This window comes from Streptomyces sp. A2-16 (assembly GCF_018128905.1).
GTDB lineage: Bacteria > Actinomycetota > Actinomycetes > Streptomycetales > Streptomycetaceae > Streptomyces.
In genome coordinates, this window is sequence record NZ_CP063808.1 from 2,800,439 (window position 1) to 2,822,011 (window position 21,573).

A 21,573-nucleotide genomic window follows, 5' to 3' on the forward strand; every position below is an offset into this window, starting at 1 on the left:
GATGGCAGTGGATCAACTCCCGGGTCGGATGCGGGAGTTCGTGGCCTACCTGGAGGGTCTGCTGGCGCGCCTGGATCAGGGCGCCGGCTGGTGCGCGGTGTTCTGGCAGCGCGACCCGGACGGTATGCAGGCCTGCCTCGAAGGTCGCGAAGTGCCGCCCTGGGACGTGGTCGAGGCGCTCCTGCAGGACCTGGCCGCGCAGTACGGCCACGAGGTGGCCCACGGCGAGGCGGAGCGGGGCCGCCCGCTGCACTCGGCCGCCCAAGCTGCTTACGACGCCCGGCCCGGCGGCCGGGACGCCCTCGGCGATCGCTTCGACGTCATGCTCCGCGAACAGCGCTATGCCGCGGAACGGCAGGCCGAACTGGGCCGCCGGCTCACCACCGCCACCACCCGGGAGGAGGCCGACGCCATCCGCCTGGACCTCGCCTGGGCCCGCGACGACCACGAGCGCGCGGTCCGCCGCTGCGCCGAACTCCAGTCCAGGATGGCCGAGTTGGACCGCCGCACGATGGGCGACCGGGCCGACGTGACCCGAGGCGGGCAAGCGGGGAACACCGGGATGTTCCACCGGGGCCGAGCCGGGGACGCAGGGGCGTTCCGGGGGACGTACGGGGACGGAGGACCGGGGGACCACGCGTGGTCCGACGATCAGGTGAGCCGGGGCGGCTCCGGGACCGCCCACGGATCCGGCGGACGCGGAGACGATGGCCGAGCCGGCGGCATTCGCGCAGGTGTCTGGCAGGGTGGCGGCGGTCGTGCGGGGGACGGCCAGGGCTCGGGGACCGGTCCCGGCGGCGCCCCCGGTACAGGTTTCCCGGACATGCCCCAGCAGCGCGGCACCCTCTCGGCGGCCGTGGAGTCGGCCCGCGGCGGTTCCGCGTCGCAGCGCCCCGCCCCCGGCGCGGCCGCCGGACCAGGACCCGCCGAAGGGGCCCGCTCCGGCCACGGCACGCAGCCGACGGCACCCGACGACACCGTCCGCCCCGCCCACGGCACGCACCGGCCGATCGAGGCCGACGCGTTCGACCGGGCGTACGGCCCGCAGCAGACGCCGACCGCGACCGACCCCGCCGGTCAGGCCCCGCGCACCGACACACGGCCCGACCCCACCCGACCCGCACCCCCCGCCGCCGAGCCGCCGCAGGCCTCCGCGTCCAAGCAGCGCAAGCGTCGCCGTGGCAGTGCTCGATTCGCCGGGATGGGGGAGGCGGAGGCCGATCCCGTCGTCGTACCCCCGACCGCCCCCGCACCGGAGCTGCCCGCCGCGCCCGCCGCGCGGGGCCGTACTCCGCGTGGAGCGCGTTTCGCCGGTGCGGCCGACGACGTGCGCCCGCAGGCGCAGAGTGAGCCGAGCGCTGCCGACGGCGCAACGGCGCGGCGGGAGACCGCCGAGACGGTTGCGGCGCTGGTGCGGCTGCGTTCCGAGGGGCGCACCGGTGAGGCGCACGCTCTGCTCGTCGAGGCCGCCCACTGGCCCGCCGACCGTTTCCCGCTGCTCGCCGCTGAGCTGCAGCACGCCGGCCTCGGCGCCGACTGGGCGACCCTGCTGTGGGAGGCCGCCTCACTGCCCGCCGATCGGCTGGTGGCCGCAGCGGACGCGCTCGTGGCCGCCGGACGGAGTGCGGACGGGGAGCAGATCCTGAGGCAGGGCGTGGCACGGCCCGCGGGCGAGATCGGCGCGGCCGTGCTCGCCCTGGTCGCCGACGGCCGCCGCCGTGAGGTCACCGCGCTCCTGGACGCCTACGTCCGCGTCCGTACCCCCGAGGAGGCCGCCCGCAGTGCCGAGCCCGGCCCGCGGACCCTGGTCCCCCTGCTCCTGGAAGCCGCGAAGGGTGTCTCGCAGGAGCGTCACTGGGACCTGGTGCACGCCCTGCGTGTCGCCGGATTCTCCGCCTGACAGGTCCGCCGCAAACCCGCTGACCGGGCACGTCACTCCTCCACTGGAGTGTGAAACGTGATCGACTTCGCGGGTTAACGACGATGGTCTTGGCAAGCCTGTCCAGGAGGCTTACGTTCGTCCCTCTACGGCCCCTTCTACGGGCGTAGAGGCTCTGACGTCCCGCCGAAGGAGCAGCTCATGGCCAACGTCGTACGTGCCGCTCTGGTCCAGGCCACCTGGACCGGCGACACCGAGTCCATGGTGGCGAAACACGAGGAGCACGCCCGCGAGGCGGCCCGACAGGGCGCGAAGATCATCGGGTTCCAGGAAGTGTTCAACGCCCCCTACTTCTGCCAGGTCCAGGAACCGGAGCACTACCGCTGGGCCGAACCGGTGCCCGACGGCCCCACCACGAGTCGTATGCAGGAACTCGCCCGCGAGACCGGCATGGTGATCGTCGTGCCGGTGTTCGAGGTCGAGCAGTCCGGCTTCTACTACAACACCGCGGTCGTGATCGACGCCGACGGCACCGTCCTCGGCAAGTACCGCAAGCACCACATCCCGCAGGTCAAGGGCTTCTGGGAGAAGTACTACTTCAAGCCCGGCAACCTCGGCTGGCCGGTCTTCGACACCGCCGTCGGCAAGGTCGGCGTCTACATCTGCTACGACCGCCACTTCCCCGAGGGCTGGCGGCAGCTCGGCCTGAACGGCGCCCAGCTCGTCTACAACCCGTCCGCCACGCACCGGGGCCTGTCGTCCCACCTGTGGCGCCTGGAGCAGCCCGCGGCCGCCGTCGCCAACGAGTACTTCGTCGCCGCGATCAACCGGGTCGGTGTCGAGGAGTACGGCGACAACGACTTCTACGGGACGTCGTACTTCGTCGACCCGCGCGGCCAGTTCGTCGGGGACACGGCGAGCGACAAGGAGGAGGAACTGCTCGTCCGCGACCTGGACTTCGACCTCATCGAAGAAGTGCGGCAGCAGTGGGCGTTCTACCGCGACCGCCGCCCCGACGCCTACGAAGGGCTGGTGCAGCCGTGACCGAGGACCTGCTGGGACGTCACCGGGCCGTCCTGCCCGACTGGCTCGCCCTCTACTACGAGAACCCGCTGGAGATCACGCACGGCGAGGGCCGGCACGTGTGGGACTCCGAGGGCAACAAGTACCTCGACTTCTTCGGCGGCATCCTGACCACGATGACCGCGCACGCCCTGCCCGAGATCACCAAGGCGGTGAGCGAACAGGCCGGGCGGATCATCCACTCCTCGACCCTGTACCTGAACCGGCCGATGGTCGAACTCGCCGAGCGCATCGCCCAGTTGTCCGGCATCCCGGATGCCCGGGTCTTCTTCACCACCTCCGGCACCGAGGCCAACGACACCGCCCTGCTGCTCGCCACGACCCACCGCCGCAGCAACACGATCCTGGCGATGCGCAACAGCTACCACGGCCGCTCCTTCAGCGCGGTCGGCATCACCGGCAACCGCGGCTGGTCGCCCACCTCGCTGTCCCCGCTGCAGACGCTGTACGTCCACGGCGGAGTGCGCACCCGCGGCCCGTACGCCTCCCTCGGCGACGACGACTTCATCGCGGCCTGCGTCGACGACCTCGAGGACCTGCTCGGCCACACCCGCCCGCCCGCCGCCCTGATCGCCGAGCCGATCCAGGGCGTAGGCGGCTTCACCTCCCCGCCCGACGGCCTCTACGCCGCCTTCCGCGAGGTGCTGAACGAGCGGGGCATCCTGTGGATCGCCGACGAGGTGCAGACCGGCTGGGGCCGCACCGGCGACCACTTCTGGGGCTGGCAGGCGCACGGGCAGTCGGGCCCGCCGGACATCCTCACCTTCGCCAAGGGCATCGGCAACGGCATGTCCATCGGCGGGGTCGTGGCCCGCGCCGAGATCATGAACTGCCTGGACTCCAACAGCATTTCGACCTTCGGCGGCACCCAGATCACCATGGCCGCCGGCCTCGCCAACCTGACGTACCTCCTGGAACACGACCTGCAGGGCAACGCCCGGCGGGTCGGCGGACTGCTCATCGAGCGGCTGCGGGCGGTCGCCGCGCAGGTTCCGGGTGTACGGGAGGTGCGCGGGCGCGGTCTGATGCTCGGCGTCGAGCTGGTCAGGCCCGGCACCGACGAGGCCGACCCACAGGCCGCGTCCGCCGTGCTGGAGGCCGCGCGCGCCGAGGGGCTGCTGCTCGGCAAGGGCGGCGGACACAACACCAGCGCCCTCAGGATCGCCCCGCCCCTGTCCCTGACCGTCGCGGAGGCCGAGGAGGGCGCCGCGATCCTCGAACACGCTCTGAGGAGCACCATCCAGTAGGTCCACAGCGAGGGAACACCGTCATGAGCACCACCTTGGAGCCCCTGGAGTCCCTGGAGCCGACCCTGTCGGTCCGTCAGGTCCTCATGCTCGAACGGGTCCTGGCCGGGGAGCCCGAGGTGGTGGCCGGTGCCGGCCAGCTCGACCGCGCCGTGCGCTGGGTGCACGTGGCCGAGGCCGCCGACGTCGGTGTGATGCTCAGCGGCGGCGAGATGGTCCTCACCACCGGCGTGCTGCTCGCCGGTGACGAGAACAAGCAGGCCGAGTACATCCAGTCCCTGCACCGCGCGGAGGCCGCGGCCGTGGTCCTCGGACTCGGCCGAGCCTTCCCGGCCCCGCCGGACGTGATGCGCCGGGCCGCCGAGCGCTGCGGGCTGCCCATGGTCGTCCTGCACCGACCCTTCCCCTTCGCGGAGTTGACGGAAGAGGTCCAGGCCCGTCTGGTGCGACGGAAGTTCGCCGCCGTGAGCATGTCCGAGGCCGTCCGCACCGCCCTCACCGGACTCATCACCGCGGGCGCCCCGCTCCAGCACCTGCTGGACGAGATCGCCCACCACAGCGGCTGCCCCGTCGTCGTCACCAACCTCGCCCACCGGGTCCTCGCCACCGCCGGGGAGCGGTCCGCGGTCGACGACGTGCTGCGCGACTGGGAGCGCATCGCCCGCCAGGCCGGCGGCAGCGAGGGCGACGGCTGGATCCGCGCCGAACTGGGCGGGCGCGGCGAGCGCTGGGGCCAGATCATGCTGTGCGGCTACCGCGGCGACACCGCCACCGGCCGCCTCCTCGCCGACCGCGCCGCCGAGGCCCTCGTCCTGCACCGCATGCTCGGCGGGACCTCCGCCCACACCTGGGAGGAACAGTCCGCGCAGAGCCTGCTGACCGACCTGGTCAGCGGGGTCGTACCGGCGAGGCAGCTGCTGCCCCGGGCGCGGGCGGCCGGACTGCCCGTCAACCGGCGCACCTTCGTGCCGCTCGTCGTACGGGACGGTGATCCCGCCGAACTCGACCGGGTGCTAAGGCTGTTGGGGCTGCCGGGCATCGTCGCCGAACTCGCCGACGGGGCCACCGCCGTCCTGCTGAGCCTGGCCCGGGACCAGGACGCCACGGTGCTCACGGCCAACTTCGCGGCCCGGCTGACGGGGACGGTGGTGGCCGCGGCCGATCCCCGTACCGCCTGGGACGACGTGCCCGCCGGTATGCGCGAGGCCCGGCATGTCGCCGACGCCGTCGCCTCCGGAGTACTCGACCTCCCGGCCGTCGTACGCCTCAAGGACGTCCATCTGCGCGGCCTGATACGGCTGCTGCGCGACGACCCGCATGTGCAGTCCTTCGCGGAGCGCGAGCTGGACGGGCTGCTGTGCGACTCGGGGCCGGGAGAGGGGCTGCTCGCTGTCCTGCGGACGTACCTCGCCACCGGCCGCAACAAGTCCCGCACCGCCCAGCTCCACCACGTCTCCCGCCCCGCGCTGTACCGGCGGCTGGAGGCGATACAGGGCCGGCTGGGCGTCGACCTCGACGACTTCGAGCAGGCGGCCTCGGTGCACATCGCGCTCCTCGCGCACGACGCGCAACAGAGCTGAAACATGCCACGACCTGGGAAAACGGCGGTGAAACATGGGCTCACGAGAGGGTGACACCGTGGCACGCCGTGCGCCCGCAGACGTGACACCGTGCAACTCAAAGCCCGTTTTCGGACTTCCTAGTCTTCTCGCACACCGAGTGACCGGAGGTCCCGATGAGCAGAGTGATTCGTGCCGCCCTCTTCCAGACCGCGTGGACGGGCGACAAGGAGTCGATGATCCAGGTACACGAGCAGGCGGCCCGGGACGCGGCCGCGCAGGGTGCTCAGGTCCTGTGCTTCCAGGAGCTGTTCTACGGGCCGTACTTCTGCCAGGTCCAGGACAAGGCGTTCTACGAGTACGCCGAACAGATCCCGGACGGCCCCATCGTCAAGCGCTTCCAGTCGCTGGCGAAGGAGTTGGGCATCGTCCTGATCCTGCCGATGTACGAGGAGGAGCAACCCGGCGTCCTCTACAACACCGCCGCCGTGATCGACGCGGACGGCTCGTACCTCGGCAAGTACCGCAAGCACCACATCCCCCAAGTGCCCGGATTCTGGGAGAAGTTCTACTTCCGCCCCGGCAATCTGGGGTGGCCGATCTTCGACACCAAGGTCGGGAGGATCGGTGTGTACATCTGCTACGACCGCCACTTCCCGGAGGGCTGGCGGGCGTTGGGCCTCGCGGGTGCCGAGATCGTCTTCAACCCGTCGGCCACCTCGCGGGGGCTGTCCGCGTACCTGTGGCAGCTGGAGCAGCCGGCCGCGGCCGTCGCCAACGAGTACTTCGTCGGCGCGATCAACCGCGTGGGCGTGGAGGAGCTGGGCGACAACGACTTCTACGGGACGACGTACTTCGTCGACCCGGAGGCGCAGTTCGTGGGCGAGGTGGCCAGCGACAAGGAGACCGAACTCGTCGTCCGCGACCTGGACATGGCCAAGCTGCGGGAAGTGCGCGACCGCTGGCAGTTCTACCGCGACCGCCGTCCCGACGCCTACCCGCCGCTGACCGCACCCTGACCGCACCAACCACCCCGGCAGGAGAGGGAACATGAGCAGCCGTACCGTCATCCGCGGTGGCCTCGTCATCACCGCGTCCGACGAGATCCACGCCGACGTGCTGATCGAGGACGGCCGCATCGCCGCCCTCGCCGTGCCCGGCACCCAGAGCTGGACCGCGGACCGCACGATCGACGCCACCGGGAAGTACGTCATCCCCGGTGGCGTCGACGCCCACACCCACATGGAACTGCCCTTCGGCGGCACCTTCGCCTCCGACACCTTCGAGACCGGCACCCGGGCCGCCGCCTGGGGCGGCACCACGACCATCGTCGACTTCGCGGTGCAGAGCGTCGGCCACACCCTGCGCGAGGGCCTGGACGCCTGGCACGCCAAGGCCGAGGGCAACTGCGCCATCGACTACGGCTTCCACATGATCGTCTCCGATGTGAACCAGGAGACGCTCAAGGAGATGGACCTGCTGGTGGCGGAGGGCGTGACCTCCTTCAAGCAGTTCATGGCCTACCCCGGCGTCTTCTACTCCGACGACGGCCAGATCCTGCGCGCCATGCAGCGCTCCGCCGAGAACGGCGGACTGATCATGATGCACGCCGAGAACGGCATCGCGATCGACGTCCTGGTGGAGCAGGCACTGGCACGCGGCGAGACGGATCCGAGGTATCACGGGGAGGTCCGCAAGGCGCTCCTCGAGGCCGAGGCCACCCACCGTGCCATCAAGCTCGCGCAGGTCGCCGGCGCCCCCCTGTACGTCGTGCACGTCTCGGCCATGGAGGCAGTGGCCGAGCTGGCACGCGCGCGTGACGAGGGGCTCAACGTCTTCGGCGAGACCTGCCCGCAGTACCTGTTCCTGTCGACGGACAACCTCGCGGAGCCGGACTTCGAGGGCGCGAAGTACGTGTGCAGCACGCCCCTGAGGCCCCGTGAGCACCAGGCGAAGCTGTGGCAGGGGCTCAGGACGAACGATCTCCAAGTCGTGTCGACCGATCACTGCCCCTTCTGCTTCGTGGGCCAGAAGGAGCTCGGCCGCGGCGACTTCTCGAAGATCCCCAACGGTCTGCCGGGCGTCGAGAACCGCATGGACCTGCTCCACCAGGCCGTCGTCGACGGGCACATCACCCGCCGCCGCTGGATCGAGATCGCCTGCGCCACCCCGGCCCGGATGTTCGGCATGTACCCGAAGAAGGGCACCATCGCCCCCGGCGCCGACGCGGACGTCGTCATCTACGACCCGCACGCCGAACAGATCGTCTCCGCCGAGACCCACCACATGAACGTCGACTACTCGGCCTACGAGGGCAAGCGCCTCACGGGCCGGGTCGAGACGGTCCTCTCGCGCGGCGAACTCGTCATCACCGAGCGGGAGTACACCGGGCACGCCGGGCACGGCACGTACACCCCCCGCTCCACCTGTCAGTACCTCAACTAGGAGTGGCGCCCATGGACTTCGGACTCGTCCTGCAGACGGATCCGCCCGCCTCGAAGGTCATCAGCCTGATGAAGCGGGCCGAACGCAACGGCTTCACCTACGGGTGGACGTTCGACTCCGCCGTGCTGTGGCAGGAACCGTTCGTGATCTACAGTCAGATCCTTTCCAACACCTCGAAGTTGAAGGTCGGCCCGATGGTCACCAACCCGGGCACCCGCACCTGGGAGGTCACCGCCTCCACCTTCGCCACCCTCAACGACATGTTCGGCAACCGCACGGTCTGCGGCATCGGCCGTGGCGACTCGGCCATGCGCGTCGCCGGCCGCACCCCCAACACGCTCGCCCGCATCAGCGAGGCCATGAAGGTCATCAGGGCGCTCGGCTCGGGCCAGGAGGCCGACCTCGGCGGCACGGTGATCAGGTTCCCGTGGATCAAGGAGGGCGCCGAACTCCCCGTATGGATGGCGGCGTACGGCCCCAAGGCGCTGAAGATGACCGGCGAGGAGGCCGACGGGTTCATCCTCCAGCTGGCCGACCTGTATCTGACCGAGTACATGGTGAAGGCCGTCAAGGACGCGGCCGTGGCCGCCGGCCGGGATCCGGCGGACGTGAAGATCTGCGTGGCCGCCCCCGCCTACGTCACCGAGGACGACTCGCCCGAGGCTCTCGCCCATGCGCGCGAGCAGTGCCGCTGGTTCGGCGGCATGGTCGGCAACCACGTCGCCGACCTGGTCTCCAAGTACGGCGAGCACTCCGCCGCCGTCCCCGACGAACTGACGGACTACATCAAGGCGCGTGAGGGGTACGACTACTCGCACCACGGACGCGCCGACAACCCGGACACCGCCTTCGTGCCCGACGAGATCGTGGACCGGTTCTGTGTGATCGGGCCGGTGGAGAAGCACATCGAGAAGCTGAACGCGCTGCGTGAGCTGGGCGTCGACCAGTTCGCCGTCTACGACATGCACGACGCCCAGGAGACCACCATCGACGCCTACGGCTCCCGGGTCATCCCCGCCGTCAACTCCTGACCCCCCGGCGGAACCGCTCGACCGACCCCCCACTCCTTGTCCCCCCTCCCCGCCGTCCCGGGGAGGGGTGGCGGGACCGGGAAAGGCCTCCCCGCCCGTCCCGGTCCCGCCCGAGGCCCCCGCACGGCCCATCCCGTCCCGTCCTGATCGATTGGCCTGCCCATGACCGAAACAGTCCCCACGGGGTCGCCGATACCGCAGTCCACCGGTGGCCGCGTCGAGCTCGCCCCCGAGGCATTCCCCGCCGACAGTCCCTTCGCCAACGAGGACCTGCGTCCCGTACCGGTCTCCGAGCGCAAGTGGACGACGTACAACTTCGCGGCCCTGTGGATCTCCATGGCGCACTGCATCCCCAGCTGGACCCTGGCATCCGGCCTGGTCGCGCTCGGCATGGACTGGAAGCAGGCCGTGTTCACCATCGCCCTGGCCAACATCATCGTGCTGCTGCCGATGCTGGCCACCGGGCACGCCGGACCCAAGTACGGCATCCCCTTCCCGGTGCTCGCCCGTGCCTCCTTCGGGCTGCGCGGCGCCAACATCCCGGCGCTGATCCGGGCGGCCGTGGCCTGCGGCTGGTTCGGCATCCAGACCTGGATCGGCGGCAGCGGCATCTTCGCGCTGGGCTCCAAGCTCACCGGCGGTCACTGGGAGGACGCGGGCAAGATCGCGGGCAACCCCTGGCCGCTGTGGCTCTGCTTCCTGCTGTTCTGGGCGCTGCAGATCGCGATCATCTACCGCGGCATGGACTTCCTGCGGCACTTCGAGAACTGGGCCGCGCCCTTCGTGATCGTCGGCGCGCTCGTCCTGCTGATCTGGATCGCGGTCAAGGCCGACGGCTTCGGCGCGCTGCTCGACCAGCCCTCGAAGCTCGGCTGGGGGCCCGACTTCTGGCCCGTCTTCTTCCCGTCCCTCATGGGAATGATCGGCTTCTGGGCGACCCTGTCCCTGAACATTCCGGACTTCACCCGCTTCGGTGCCAGTCAGAAGGCGCAGACCTGGGGACAGGCCCTGGGGCTGCCCACGACCATGACGCTGTTCGCCGTCCTCGCCGTGCTGGTCACCTCCGGCTCCGAGGTCGTCTACGGCGAGGCCATCTGGGACCCGGTCGCACTGGCCGCCAAGACGGACAACGCCTTCGGGCTGCTCTTCGCACTGATCATCGTGCTGGTCGCCACGATCTCCGTGAACATCGCGGCGAACGTGGTCTCACCGGCGTACGACCTGGCGAACCTCGCCCCGAAGCTCATCAACTTCCGCACAGGCGCGCTGATCACGGGTGTCGTGGGCATCCTGATCTTCCCGTGGAAGCTGATCTCCACGCCGGAGTTCTACATCTTCACCTGGCTCGGTGTGGTCGGCGGTCTGCTCGGCACGGTCGCGGGCATCCTCATCGCCGACTACTGGGTCGTCCGACGCACGGTTCTGCACCTCGCGGACCTCTACACGCCCGGCGGGCGCTACTGGTACGCGAACGGCTGGAACTGGCGGGCGATCGCGGCCTTCGTGGTCGGCGGCCTGCTCGCGGTCGGCGGCTCGTACTCGGCCGTGGGCGCTGACGGCAAGAAGACCGGGCCGTTCCCGACCGACGGTCTGATCCCGTTCCTCAAGCCGCTGGCCGACTACGGCTGGGCGGTGGGCCTCGGCGCGTCACTGCTGCTGTACATGGCGCTGATGCTGCCGAAGGGCAGGCAGCAGGAGGGCATCGCGGCCTGACGGTGAGCGGTCAGGGGGCCCGGGCCTGTGCGGCTCAGGCCTTCTGGCCGCTCTCCAGCGCCGCCACGGCCTCCTTGGCGGCCTTGATGGCACCCTTGTTGATCTCGTCCGTGCTGGGCGCCTTCTTCGACTCGAAGTCGCTGCCGTTGTACGTCACGGTCACCAGCGCGTTGGACGCCTGGATCATGACCACGCCCTCACGGGTCTGCTGCTTGTCCTCGGTGGTGAGGTTCACCACCGAGTAGCCCGCGTCGCCGACCCCGGGGACATTGCCGCCGCCGCTCTTCTCGGCGACGTTCTCCTTGTACGACTTGGCGGCGGCCGCGTCGGACTCGGTGATCTCGAAGGACACGTCGAGCCAGCGGTAGTCGTACCCCTTGAGCGCGTTCCAGGAGCAGGTGCGGCGCAGGGACGTGTCCGTGGAGGGGATCTCCTTGCCGGCCGTCTTGGCTCCGGGCACGAGCGACTTGATGGTCGACGTGCTGATGCTGCCGCAGGGCGCGGGGGCGGCGGCGTACTGCTTGGAGGCGGCCGCCGTGGACGCGCCCGACGGGGACTCGTCGGCTGACTGCGGCGCCGACTCCTTCTTGGCGGCCGGCGTCGTGGCCGGGCCCGACGTCAGCACCCAGCCCGCCGCGGCGAGCACGACGACGGGCGAGATGCGCGCGGTGAGCGCGAGCGGCAGGGAAAGAGTTCGCACAGCGCACTTTTCGTGGGGGACGGACGGTGCGGACGGGTCCGCACTGCGGACGGAACGCCAGTTTCACATGTCTGCCTGTGGGGCGGAAGTGTGAACTCGCTCCGTACCCGGGCCGTCACTGTGCCCTGCCGTCGATGCGTCATGTGTCCGTTTATGTCCGGGTGATGGGGCCGTAGAGGGCCGATTCGACGCGGTCCACGGCCAGGAACGCCCCGTAGGCGACGAGCTGCACCAGACAGCGGTCGGAGTGCTCGGGGCGCCGCCAGGCCGCCACGTCCTCGTCGGTGATCCGGTACGGCGCGAGCGCGGTCAGCAGCACCAGACGCGCACCGGGACGCTCCCGCCGGTCCGGGAAGCCGCTCAGGTCGAGCGGCGGATGCGACCCGTCCCAGTCCAGCAGGGTCTCCTCCACGAGGTCCTGGTCCTCGGCGCCGAGCAGACCGGCGCCCGCCATGGCCGCCCGGAGCAGCGCCGCGTACGCGAGTCCGACGGGCGTGCCGTCCGCCCACCCGGGAGCCTCACCGGGGTCGGGCAGATCGAGCAGCGCGAGGGACGCCCCGGGCCGGGCGGGCCGTCGTACGGTCCGGGCGAGCGTGCGGCCCGCGAGGCTGCGGACGGCCCGGAAGCGCTGGGCGTTGCCCGGCAGCAGGTTCTCGGTGAGCAGGGCGGACACGATCCGGTTGATGAAGTGGAAGGCGAACACGGTGCCGAGGTAGCCCGGAGCGTGCTCGCGCGGGAAGGGATACGGCTCGGCCCCGAGGCCGCCCGGCACACGCGTGTGCCGCCCCCACTCCAGTACGCGCGCGTGCTCCTCGTTCTCCGGCCGCTCTCCTCGGACGACGCGTTCGGCGAGGGCGTGATCGCCGGTGGCGTGCAGCAGCATGGTGTGCGCGTCCACGCAGAACGGGCAGCGGTTGGCCAGCGAGACCCCGAGCGCCGCCAGCTCCTTGCCGGTGCGGCTGCCGGGTCCGGCGATCAGTGACTCGCGCATCAGCGCCCACGCGGGGGCGAGGAGCTCCGGTGCGGAGGAGAGGACCACGAAGGTGACGGGTTCGTCGATGCCGAAGTCCCGGGACAACTGCCCGTAGACCTCGGCGACACGGCCGGTGGCGGCCTTGGGCGGCAGGGGCCGGGTGTGGCGGAAGGGTGTGGACATGGACAGCAGCGTGCGCCCCGGCCCCGGCCGCGGTCGTCGTACGGCCGAAGGGAGTTGGCACTGCGTCCGCGAGCGCGGCCCGGGCCCGGGACTACTACGGGGGGAGTAGCGCGGGAGTTGTCCACAGGGCGGACGCCGGTGTCGGTACGGCGGTCTAGCGTGTGGGCATGAGCGGGCACCCGGTCGACTCGGCCACCTCCAAGCGGCTCGCCGATCTGGCCCTCGTGGTCGTGGTCGGCGCACTCGTCGTGGCCGTGGCGGCTCTCGACCCGGACACGACCGCCCTCGACTACGGACTCCTCGTGGTGAGCGCGGGCGCTCTCGCGTTCTACCGCGCGGCTCCGAGGGCGGCGCTCGCCGTGGCCACGGCGTGCGGGGCCGCGTACGTCCTGCACGCCCACCCGGGGCCCCTCGGCGCGCTGTCCGTCTTCGCCGCCGTGCACCTGGCGTCCCAGCTGGGGCACCGGGGCTGGGCCGCGGCGGCGAGCGGGGTCTTCCTCGGGGCGTACGCGGCGACCGGACCTACGGCCCAGGAGGCGGTCGAGAGGACCGCGCTGCTCGCGGGCTGGTTCGTGTGCGCGGTGGTCACGGGCCTCGCCGGCCGCAACTGGCAGGCGTATCTGCGCCAGACCGAACAGCGCGCGCTGGAGGCCGAGCGGACCCGGGAGGAGGCCGCGCTGCGCCGGGCCGGCGAGGAACGCCTGCGGATAGCCCGGGAGTTGCACGACTCCCTCACCCACAGCATCTCCATCGTCAAGCTCCAGGCGGGCGTGGCCGTGCATCTGGCGCGCAAGCGGGGCGAGGAGGTGCCGCCCGCCCTGCTCGCCATCCAGGAGGCGGGCGGCGAGGCCATGCGTGAGCTGCGCGCCACGCTGGAGGTCCTGCGCACCGACGAGCCGACCGGCACTCCGGCGCTGCTGGTGGAGCGGGCGCGGGCCGCGGGCCTCGCCGTCGAGCTGAGCGTGACGGGCGAGGAGTGCGCGCTGCCCGCGCACCTCGACCGGGCCGTCTACCGGATCGTCCAGGAGTCCCTGACGAACGCCGCCCGGCACGCGGGCCCGGCGAAGGTCCGGGTCGAACTCGCCTACGGCAAGGCCGACTTGGCGGTCCGGGTGGACGACGACGGGGCCGCCCACCCGGACCACCCACCCCGGCCCGGCCACGGCCTCACCGGCATGCGCGAACGCGTCACGGCACTGGGCGGCACGCTGCACACCGGCCCACGGGCGGAGGGCGGGTTCTCGGTGCGCGCGGAACTGCCGTTGGGGGCGGGGGAGTCGGTGTGATCGGTGTGGGCGTAGAGGGCGTCGTGCGGGGGGAGGTGTCGGTGTGATCAGGGTGGCGCTCGTCGACGACCAGGCGCTGATGCGGGCCGGATTCCGGGCCCTGCTCGACGCCGAGGACGGCATCGAGGTGGTCGGGGAGGCGGCGGACGGGCAGCGAGGCGTGGAGCTGGTGCGCGCGCAGGTGCCCGACATCGCGCTGATCGACGTGCAGATGCCGGTGATGACGGGCATCGAGGCGACCCGGCTGATCGCCGCGGATCCGGCGCTGGCGGGGGTCCGCGTGGTGATCCTCACCAACTACGGCGTCGACGCGTACGTCTTCGAGGCGCTGCGCGCGGGCGCGAGCGGCTTCCTGCTGAAGGACACCGAGCCCGCCGACCTCCTCCAGGCCATCGAGGTGGTGGCCCGGGGCGAGGCGCTGCTGTCCCCCGCGGTCACCCGCACCCTGATCGGCGAGTTCGTCTCCCGTCCACCGGACCGGTCCACCGCCCCCGGCCTCGAGTGCCTCACCCGCCGCGAACGCGAGGTCACGGCCCTGGCCGCCCGCGGCCTGACCAACGAGGAGATCGCCGAGCACATGGTGATCAGCCCCCTCACGGCCAAGACGCACATCAGCCGTGCGATGACCAAGCTGGGCGCCCGGGACCGGGCCCAACTGGTCGTGTTCGCCTACGAGTCCGGGCTGGTGACGGCACGCGGCTCCTGATATCCCGTTGCCGTCCCCGGCCGTGGATCAGCACCCTGGGGCGATGACCGAGACACCAACGCGACTGCACGAGGAGATCCTCGCCTACTACGCCCAGGGCAAGGAGGACGCCCGGCTCAGAGAGGGCGGCGCGCCCGCCGGACGGCTGGAGTACTGGCGCACCCAGGACGTACTGCGCCGCCTGCTGCCCGCCGAGCCCGCGCGGATACTGGACGTGGGCGGCGGCAGCGGGGTGCACGCGGACTGGCTCGCCCGGGACGGACACGCGGTCGAGCTCGTCGACCCCGTACCGCTCCACGTCGAACAGGCCTCGCGGCTGCCGGGGGTGACCGCCCGCCTCGGGGACGCGCGCGAACTGGCCGCCCCCGACGCCTCGTACGACGTGGTCCTCCTGCTCGGCCCGCTGTACCACCTGCCCGAACGCGCCGACCGGCTGCGGGCCCTGGCCGAGGCGCGACGCGTCCTGCGGCCGGGAGGGCTGGTGGTCGCCGCCACCATCAACCGGTACGCGCAACTGCACGACCTGCTGCGCGAGGAGCGCTACTTCACCCCGGAACACCGTGAGCGCACCGACGCCGTCCTCGTGGACGGCCGGCATCCCCACCACGACGAGGGCTTCTTCACCGTCGCCCACTTCGCCGCTCCGCACGAGGTGACCGCGGAGTTCGCCGCCGCGCGGCTGACCACGGTGGGGCAGTGCGGCATCGAGGGCGTCGCCTGGCTGATGGGCGGACTGGAGGACTGGCTGGACGACCCGGACCGGCGCGCGACCGTCCTGGCCGCGTGCCGGCACATCGAGTCGGAGCCCACCCTGCTGGGGGCGAGCGGGCATCTGCTCACGGTGGGCGGACGGCCGTCGGCGTGACAGGGCGGCCGTCCGCCCGGCGGGTGACGAGGAGGGGTCTGCCCGGCGGGTGACCGGGCGGGGGTCAGCCTGGCGGGTGACCGGGTGACCGGGTGACCGGGTGACCGGGTGACCGGGCGGCGGGTGAGGGGTCCGGCCGGCGGGTGGCTACGCGGCCGTACCGCCCGTGTAGTCGGCGGCGAAGGTGGTCTCGACGGTGGTGGCCACGGACTGCGCCACCCCGGTGCCGGTGAGGACGATGCCCAGCTCGCGGTTGGCGGTCAGCGAGTTGCTGCTGAGGTTCATGGAGCCCGCCTCCACCTCCTGGGTGGCGAGGCCGTAGTCCGCGACCATGGCCTTGGCGTGGATGTAGAAGCCGTCGGGGTCGGAGTACCCGACGACCGTGCCGCCCGCCGCCTCGATCTCGGAGACCTCGCTCGCGTAGTCGCCCGGGGTCTCCAGGACCACCCGCACCTTCACCCCCGCCTTCGCCCGTGCCGCGATGGCGTCCACCACCGCGCTGTCGCTGAACTCCAGTTCCTCGACGTCGAGCGTCTTGGTGGCCGCGTTCACCACGGACAGCAGACGGCTGCGGGAGTCGGTGGGGGACCAGAGCAGGTGGTCACCGTCGGTGGGGGTGACCGACGTGCCGGCGTAGTCCGCGGCGAACACCTTCTCGATCGCAGCGACATCACGGGTGTCGTCGGTGAACACGCCGTAGTCACGGCCGGTCGCGTAGTACTGCGAAGTCAGATTGCCGGTCAGGACCAGGGACTTGGCGCCGTCCACGGTGATCGTCTTCTGGTGCGTGTAGACGAAGCTCGACGGTGACCACACCACGCCGACACCCGCGTTCGTCAGGGCCGTGTACGCCGAGCCGTTGGCGCTCTGGTGCGCGCGGTCCAGGACGACCCGGACGGTGACGCCCTTGTTCTTCAGGGCTATCAGGTCGTCGACCGCCGCAGTGTCCTCCAACTCGTACATCGTCATGTCGAGGGACGTGGTGGCCGAGTTGATGAAGTCGTAGATCGTGGGCTGCGTGGTGCCGCTCCGCGAGAAGGCGAAGGCGGTGTAGGTCGCGGCGTCGGCGGGGACGGAGGCGGCCAGTACGGCGGCGCCGACGACGAGCGTGACGCCCGCGCGGGCGAGGACGTTCGACAACATGTGTGACTCCTGGTCGAGTTGGCGCCCGCGTGGGGGGCGCGGGCATCCGCATGGCACCACGCGCGTAGAACGCGCTGGAAGAGAAGGCCGGTGAACACGGGGTTACCGGCGGTCCCCGGAGTCGGGCAAAAGGGATTTCGTGCAGGTGGGAGGTGATTCATGGAGTTCTCGTGCGATCGCAAAATCTTCGTGGGGCGGTCGGTGTGGGATGAAAGGATCCGTGCACGTGACCGCTTCGGACCGGCCGAGGCGCGCCCGACCAGCGAGGTGAGAGATGTCGTTCACCACCCGGCCGACCCTCCAGGGCACCTTCGGCATGGTGTCCTCCACCCACTGGCTGGCCTCGCAGTCGGCGATGGCGGTGCTGGAGGACGGCGGCAACGCCTACGACGCGGCGGTGGCCGGGGCGTTCGTGCTGCACGTCGTCGAGCCGCACCTCAACGGGCCCGCGGGCGAGGTGCCGATCCTGCTCGCACCCGCGGGCGGGCCGGTGCGGGTGCTGTGCGGGCAGGGCGTCGCACCGGCCGCGGCGACCGTGGCCCACTACAAGGGGCTCGGCCTGGATCTCGTCCCCGGCACCGGTCCCCTCGCCGCCGCGGTCCCCGGCGCCTTCGACGCCTGGATGCTGTTGCTCCGCGACCACGGCACCAAGTCCCTCGCCGAGGTCCTCCAGTACGCCGTCGGATACGCCGAGGACGGCCACGCGCCCGTGGAGAACGTCGGCGCGACGGTCGAGAGCGTACGGCAGCTGTTCGAGACGGAGTGGACCTCGTCGGCGGAGGTCTATCTGCCGGACGGGAAGGCCCCGCGGCCCGGCGAGCTCTTCCGCAACCCCGCCCTCGCCGCCACCTGGAAGCGGCTCATCGACGAGGTGGCCGGGGCGGGCGACCGGGTCGCGCAGATCGAGGCGGCGCGTGAGGTGTGGCGCACCGGGTTCATCGCCGAGGCGCTCGTACGACAGGCTCGGCGCCCCACCATGGACACCAGCGGCGCGCGGCACACCGGCACGCTCACCGCCGCCGATCTCGCCGGGTGGTCCGCGACCTACGAGGCGCCGGCGACGTACGACTGGAACGGCTGGACCCTGTGCAAGGCCGGCCCCTGGAGCCAGGGCCCGGTCCTTCTCCAGCAGCTCGCGCTGCTCCCGCCCGAGCTGCCGCGGTACGGGTCCGCCGAGTACGTCCATCTGCTGATCGAGGGCTGCAAGCTGGCCATGGCCGACCGGGAGGCCTGGTACGGGGACGCGGCCGAGGTGCCGCTCGACGAGCTGCTGTCGGCGCAGTACAACGCGGCACGGCGTGAACTCGTCGGCGACAAGGCCTCGTACGAGCTCAGGCCGGGCGACCCCGGCGGGCGTGCCCCGCGGCTCAGCGCACACGCGCGCGTGGTCGTCACCGACGAGCCCGGGTTCAGCCCGATGGGCGTCGGGGAGCCGACGGTCGCGAAGAACCCCACGTCACCCGTGCCGGGCGAGCCGGAGACCGGTTCCGACGGCAGCACCCGGGGCGACACCTGCCACCTCGACGTCGTCGACCGCTGGGGCAACATGGTCGCCGCCACGCCCAGCGGCGGGTGGCTCCAGTCCAACCCGGTCGTGCCGGAGCTGGGCTTCCCGCTCGGCACCCGGCTCCAGATGACCTGGCTGGAGGAGGGCCTGCCGAACTCCCTCACGCCCGGCTGTCGCCCCCGCACCACCCTCACCCCCTCGATCGCCCTGCGCGACGGCGTGCCCGTCCTGGCCTTCGGCACGCCCGGCGGGGACCAGCAGGACCAGTGGCAGCTCCACTTCTTCCTGGCCCTCGCCCTGCGCTCCCCGGTTCGCGGCGGCCTCGACCTCCAGGGCGCGATCGACGCCCCCAACTGGCACAACGACAGCTTCCCGGGCTCCTTCTACCCGCGCGGCATGCGGCCGGGGAGCGTCACGGTGGAGGCACGGACGGATCCCCGGGTGGTCGAGGAGCTACGGCGGCGGGGGCACGACGTGACGGTGGGGGAGCCGTGGTCGGAGGGACGGCTGTGCGCGGTGGCGCGGGACCCGGAGACGGGGGTGCTGTCGGCGGGGGCGAACCCGCGGGGCATGCAGGGGTATGCGGTGGGGCGGTAGCGGGGCAGGATCGCGGGGCGGTGACGGGCTGGACCTTGGGCGGGCCCTTGGATCCCGGTGTTCACGGTGATTCCATCCGCGCTCCATCAGGCGGGTGGGGATTGTCAGTCCCGCGTGCTCTCATGGAGTCATGATCGAAGACGCGGAAACCATCGACGAGTTTCTCGACCGGCACGCGGACGACGTGGAAGAAGCGGTGCGCAAGGCCGCCGCGGCCGAGGTGATGCCGCGCTTCCGGCGCCTCGCCGCGCACGAGGTCGACCAGAAGGCCGGCCCGCACGACCTGGTCACCGACGCCGACCGGCTGGCCGAGCAGTACCTGACCGCGGAGCTCGGCGCTCTCCTGCCCGGCTCCCTGGTCGTCGGCGAGGAGGCGGTGCACGCCGACCCGGCGTCGTACGAGGCACTCCAGGGCGACACCCCCGTCTGGATAGTCGACCCCGTCGACGGCACCCGGCAGTTCGTGCACGGCGACCCCGGCTTCTGCATGCTGGTCGCGCTCGTGAGGAGCGGTGTCCTGCTGGCCTCCTGGACCTACGCGCCGGCCAGGGACCAACTGGCCACGGCGATACGCGGGCGGGGCGCGTTCCTCGACGGACAGCGGCTGCACGCGGGCACGCCCGAGCCGGGCCGCGACCTCCAAGTCGCCACCTCCCACCCGGACTACACGACCGAGGACCAGAAGCGCAGCCTGCTGGGACTGTGGACGGACGGTGTCGCACCGCGCCCGTGCGGCTCGGCCGGCCTGGAGTACCTCGCCGTCGCCCGGGGCGAGTCGGACGCCGTCGCGTTCTCCTGGGAGGCGGCCTGGGACCATGCGGCGGGCCTGCTGCTGGTCGAGGAGGCGGGCGGCACCCATCTGACCGTCACCGGCGAACCGTTCCGCATCACCGGCGGCAACACCCTCCCCTTCACGGCGGCCCGCGACACGGCGACGGCCCGCAGGGTGCGGGGGCTGCTCGCGGGCGAGGCCTGACACGAGGGCGGGTTCGGAGTGGGGCCGGGCTCCGGTTCACCCCGCGTCCCGGCCCACCCCGCCTCCCCGACCCACCCCCGCGCCCCGGGACCGTCGGTCCCCCGGCATATCCTGATCCTCTGGCCATCGGCTGACGAAGGGGTCCGAAGGTGCCGTCGATGCTCGATGCGGTCGTGGTGGGTGCGGGGCCGAACGGACTGACGGCCGCCGTGGAGCTGGCGCGCCGCGGCTTCTCCGTGGCCGTCTTCGAGGCGCGCGACACCGTGGGCGGGGGCGCTCGCACCGAGGAGCTGACCCTCCCCGGTTTCCTGCACGACCCGTGCTCCGCGGCGCACCCCCTCGGCATCAACTCCCCGGCGTTCCGTGCCCTGCCCCTGGAGCGGTACGGCCTGGAGTGGCTGCACGCCGAGCTGCCCATGGCGCACCCCTTCACCGACGGCACCGCCGCCGTGCTGTCGAGGTCGGTCGCCGAGACGGCCGCCTCGTTCGGGCCGCGCGACGCCGGGACGTACCGAAGGCTCGTCGCGCCGTTCCTGCCCAAGTGGGACACCCTGGCCCGCGACTTCATGTCGCTGCCCGCGACCGCGCTGCCCCGCGACCCGGTCACGCTGGCCCGCTTCGGTCTCCTCGGGCTGCCCCCGTCGACCTGGCTGATGCGCCGTTTCCGCGACGAACGCGCGAAGACCCTGTTCGCCGGGCTCGTCGCGCATGTCATGGCCCCGCTCGACGGCTTCGCCACCGGCGCCATCGGACTGGTCTTCGCCCTCGCGGCACACGCGCGCGGCTGGCCCGTGGCGCGCGGCGGCTCCCAGTCGATCTCCGACGCGCTCGCCGCGTACCTCAAGGACCTCGGCGGCACCGTCCACACGGACTACGAGGTCAAGCGGCTCGACGACCTGCCGCCCGCTCGCGCGTACGTCTTCGACACCTCGCCCACCGCCCTCGCCCGCATCGCCGGTTTCGGCACCTACTACCAGGGCTACCGCTACGGCCCGGGCGTCTTCAAGGTCGACTACGCCCTCGACGGGCCCGTGCCGTGGACCGCCAAGGAGGCGCGCGCCGCGGGCACCGTGCAGATCGGCGCCGACACCGCGGAGATCGGCGCGGCCCTGCGCTCCGCGTCCCGGGAGGGCCGCGCGCCCGACAAGCCGTTCATGATCACCGTGCAGCCGAGTGTCGTCGACCCCGGCCGGGCCCCCGCCGGAAAGCATGTCTTCTGGGTCTACGGCCATGTCCCCAGCGGCTGGACCGGCGACCTCACCGATGCCATCGAGCGTCAACTGGAGCGCTTCGCCCCGGGGTTCCGCGACCGCGTCCTCGCCCGTGCCACCGCGGGACCGCCCGAGATGGCCGCCCGCAACGCCAACTACGTCGGCGGCGACATCGCCTCCGGCGCGGTCACCGGACTCCAGATCATGCTGCGTCCCAAACTCTCCCTGTACCCCTACAGCACCCCGCATCCGGCCGTCTTCATCTGCTCGTCGGCGACCCCGCCGGGGCCGGGCGTGCACGGCATGTCGGGGCACAACGCGGCGAAGGCCGTATGGCGGCGGCTGCGGCAGGAGGCCTGAGGCTCCGCGAGCCGGTGACACGTGCGCCGGGTTCAGGCAGTGCGCCGAGGTTCAGGTCGTGTGCCGTTGTTCGGGCCGTGCGTCGGGCTTCTTCGGCGCCGTGGACGCG

17 protein-coding genes are annotated in these 21,573 nt (G+C 71.8%); 14 read left to right on the plus strand and 3 right to left on the minus strand.

Features of this window, described 5'->3' with window-relative positions; genetic code table 11:
* Position 1 precedes the first annotated feature (1 nt).
* The 8 genes from IOD14_RS12635 to IOD14_RS12670 all read left to right on the plus strand — a co-directional run bounded on the left by IOD14_RS12635 (position 2) and on the right by IOD14_RS12670 (position 10,957).
* Positions 2 to 1,900, plus strand: coding sequence for a hypothetical protein (locus tag IOD14_RS12635; protein WP_212670277.1), 1,899 nt, complete (start codon positions 2 to 4; stop codon positions 1,898 to 1,900).
* A gap of 180 nt (positions 1,901 to 2,080) precedes the next feature.
* Positions 2,081 to 2,923, plus strand: coding sequence for a nitrilase-related carbon-nitrogen hydrolase (locus IOD14_RS12640; protein ID WP_212670278.1), 843 nt, complete (start codon positions 2,081 to 2,083; stop codon positions 2,921 to 2,923).
* The gene (locus IOD14_RS12645; protein WP_212670279.1) at positions 2,920 to 4,209 is read left to right on the plus strand and encodes an aspartate aminotransferase family protein; all 1,290 of its coding nucleotides are present in this window, start codon (positions 2,920 to 2,922) and stop codon (positions 4,207 to 4,209) included. The genes IOD14_RS12640 and IOD14_RS12645 overlap by 4 nt, the downstream gene beginning before the upstream one ends.
* A gap of 23 nt (positions 4,210 to 4,232) precedes the next feature.
* Positions 4,233 to 5,789 carry a PucR family transcriptional regulator gene (locus tag IOD14_RS12650; RefSeq protein WP_123994467.1) on the plus strand — a complete coding sequence of 519 codons (1,557 nt, stop codon included), beginning with the start codon at positions 4,233 to 4,235 and terminating at the stop codon, positions 5,787 to 5,789.
* A gap of 155 nt (positions 5,790 to 5,944) precedes the next feature.
* On the plus strand, positions 5,945 to 6,787 hold the full coding sequence (locus IOD14_RS12655) for a nitrilase-related carbon-nitrogen hydrolase (RefSeq protein WP_123994466.1): 843 nt from the start codon (positions 5,945 to 5,947) through the stop codon (positions 6,785 to 6,787).
* Between the two features lie 31 nt (positions 6,788 to 6,818).
* Entirely contained in the window at positions 6,819 to 8,213 is a 1,395-nt protein-coding gene (gene hydA, locus IOD14_RS12660) for a dihydropyrimidinase (protein ID WP_123994465.1), read from the plus strand.
* Between the two features lie 11 nt (positions 8,214 to 8,224).
* The gene (locus tag IOD14_RS12665) at positions 8,225 to 9,244 is read left to right on the plus strand and encodes a TIGR03842 family LLM class F420-dependent oxidoreductase (RefSeq protein ID WP_123994464.1); all 1,020 of its coding nucleotides are present in this window, start codon (positions 8,225 to 8,227) and stop codon (positions 9,242 to 9,244) included.
* A 162-nt stretch (positions 9,245 to 9,406) separates the two neighbouring features.
* The gene (locus IOD14_RS12670) at positions 9,407 to 10,957 is read left to right on the plus strand and encodes an NCS1 family nucleobase:cation symporter-1 (protein WP_212670280.1); all 1,551 of its coding nucleotides are present in this window, start codon (positions 9,407 to 9,409) and stop codon (positions 10,955 to 10,957) included.
* 34 nt (positions 10,958 to 10,991) lie between these two features.
* Here the strand turns inward: IOD14_RS12670 and IOD14_RS12675 are convergent, their stop codons facing one another.
* Both IOD14_RS12675 and IOD14_RS12680 read right to left on the minus strand, forming a co-directional pair.
* Positions 10,992 to 11,657, minus strand: a complete 666-nt coding sequence (locus tag IOD14_RS12675; protein WP_123994462.1) for a hypothetical protein — start codon at positions 11,655 to 11,657, stop codon at positions 10,992 to 10,994.
* A 151-nt stretch (positions 11,658 to 11,808) separates the two neighbouring features.
* Positions 11,809 to 12,813, minus strand: a complete 1,005-nt coding sequence (locus IOD14_RS12680; protein WP_123994461.1) for a carboxymuconolactone decarboxylase family protein — start codon at positions 12,811 to 12,813, stop codon at positions 11,809 to 11,811.
* A gap of 167 nt (positions 12,814 to 12,980) precedes the next feature.
* Between IOD14_RS12680 and IOD14_RS12685 the strand changes: the two genes are divergently transcribed.
* The 3 genes from IOD14_RS12685 to IOD14_RS12695 are packed head-to-tail and all read left to right on the plus strand — an operon-like array spanning position 12,981 to position 15,670.
* Positions 12,981 to 14,099: a sensor histidine kinase gene (locus IOD14_RS12685; RefSeq protein WP_212670281.1), complete on the plus strand. Its 1,119-nt coding sequence runs from the start codon at positions 12,981 to 12,983 to the stop codon at positions 14,097 to 14,099.
* A 43-nt stretch (positions 14,100 to 14,142) separates the two neighbouring features.
* Complete coding sequence (locus IOD14_RS12690) at positions 14,143 to 14,805, plus strand: response regulator transcription factor (RefSeq protein WP_123994459.1); 663 nt, start codon at positions 14,143 to 14,145, stop codon at positions 14,803 to 14,805.
* 43 nt (positions 14,806 to 14,848) lie between these two features.
* Positions 14,849 to 15,670 carry a class I SAM-dependent methyltransferase gene (locus IOD14_RS12695; protein WP_212670282.1) on the plus strand — a complete coding sequence of 274 codons (822 nt, stop codon included), beginning with the start codon at positions 14,849 to 14,851 and terminating at the stop codon, positions 15,668 to 15,670.
* Between the two features lie 147 nt (positions 15,671 to 15,817).
* Here IOD14_RS12695 and IOD14_RS12700 read toward each other — a convergent pair whose 3' ends face one another.
* A complete protein-coding gene (locus tag IOD14_RS12700) occupies positions 15,818 to 16,813 on the minus strand; it encodes a phospholipase D-like domain-containing protein (protein WP_212670283.1) in 996 nt (331 codons plus the stop codon).
* Between the two features lie 274 nt (positions 16,814 to 17,087).
* Between IOD14_RS12700 and IOD14_RS12705 the strand changes: the two genes are divergently transcribed.
* The 3 genes from IOD14_RS12705 (at position 17,088) to IOD14_RS12715 (ending at position 21,464) form a co-directional block, all read left to right on the plus strand.
* Positions 17,088 to 18,917 carry a gamma-glutamyltransferase gene (locus tag IOD14_RS12705; protein ID WP_123994456.1) on the plus strand — a complete coding sequence of 610 codons (1,830 nt, stop codon included), beginning with the start codon at positions 17,088 to 17,090 and terminating at the stop codon, positions 18,915 to 18,917.
* A 130-nt stretch (positions 18,918 to 19,047) separates the two neighbouring features.
* Positions 19,048 to 19,893: an inositol monophosphatase family protein gene (locus tag IOD14_RS12710; RefSeq protein WP_212670284.1), complete on the plus strand. Its 846-nt coding sequence runs from the start codon at positions 19,048 to 19,050 to the stop codon at positions 19,891 to 19,893.
* A gap of 158 nt (positions 19,894 to 20,051) precedes the next feature.
* A complete protein-coding gene (locus IOD14_RS12715; protein ID WP_123994454.1) occupies positions 20,052 to 21,464 on the plus strand; it encodes an NAD(P)/FAD-dependent oxidoreductase in 1,413 nt (470 codons plus the stop codon).
* The last annotated feature ends 109 nt before the right edge of the window (positions 21,465 to 21,573 follow it).

Excerpts from the sequence above, each read along its gene's own strand:
- IOD14_RS12700 (WP_212670283.1), bottom strand. The coding sequence starts at position 16,813 with ATGTTGTCGAACGTCCTCGCCCGCGCGGGCGTCACGCTCGTCGTCGGC.
- IOD14_RS12640 (WP_212670278.1), top strand. The coding sequence starts at position 2,081 with ATGGCCAACGTCGTACGTGCCGCTCTGGTCCAGGCCACCTGGACCGGC.
- IOD14_RS12710 (WP_212670284.1), top strand. The coding sequence starts at position 19,048 with ATGATCGAAGACGCGGAAACCATCGACGAGTTTCTCGACCGGCACGCG.
- IOD14_RS12655 (WP_123994466.1), top strand. The coding sequence starts at position 5,945 with ATGAGCAGAGTGATTCGTGCCGCCCTCTTCCAGACCGCGTGGACGGGC.
- IOD14_RS12705 (WP_123994456.1), top strand. The coding sequence starts at position 17,088 with ATGTCGTTCACCACCCGGCCGACCCTCCAGGGCACCTTCGGCATGGTG.
- IOD14_RS12635 (WP_212670277.1), top strand. The coding sequence starts at position 2 with ATGGCAGTGGATCAACTCCCGGGTCGGATGCGGGAGTTCGTGGCCTAC.
- hydA (WP_123994465.1), top strand. The coding sequence starts at position 6,819 with ATGAGCAGCCGTACCGTCATCCGCGGTGGCCTCGTCATCACCGCGTCC.
- IOD14_RS12680 (WP_123994461.1), bottom strand. The coding sequence starts at position 12,813 with ATGTCCACACCCTTCCGCCACACCCGGCCCCTGCCGCCCAAGGCCGCC.
- IOD14_RS12670 (WP_212670280.1), top strand. The coding sequence starts at position 9,407 with ATGACCGAAACAGTCCCCACGGGGTCGCCGATACCGCAGTCCACCGGT.
- IOD14_RS12695 (WP_212670282.1), top strand. The coding sequence starts at position 14,849 with ATGACCGAGACACCAACGCGACTGCACGAGGAGATCCTCGCCTACTAC.
- IOD14_RS12685 (WP_212670281.1), top strand. The coding sequence starts at position 12,981 with ATGAGCGGGCACCCGGTCGACTCGGCCACCTCCAAGCGGCTCGCCGAT.
- IOD14_RS12665 (WP_123994464.1), top strand. The coding sequence starts at position 8,225 with ATGGACTTCGGACTCGTCCTGCAGACGGATCCGCCCGCCTCGAAGGTC.
- IOD14_RS12715 (WP_123994454.1), top strand. The coding sequence starts at position 20,052 with ATGCTCGATGCGGTCGTGGTGGGTGCGGGGCCGAACGGACTGACGGCC.
- IOD14_RS12650 (WP_123994467.1), top strand. The coding sequence starts at position 4,233 with ATGAGCACCACCTTGGAGCCCCTGGAGTCCCTGGAGCCGACCCTGTCG.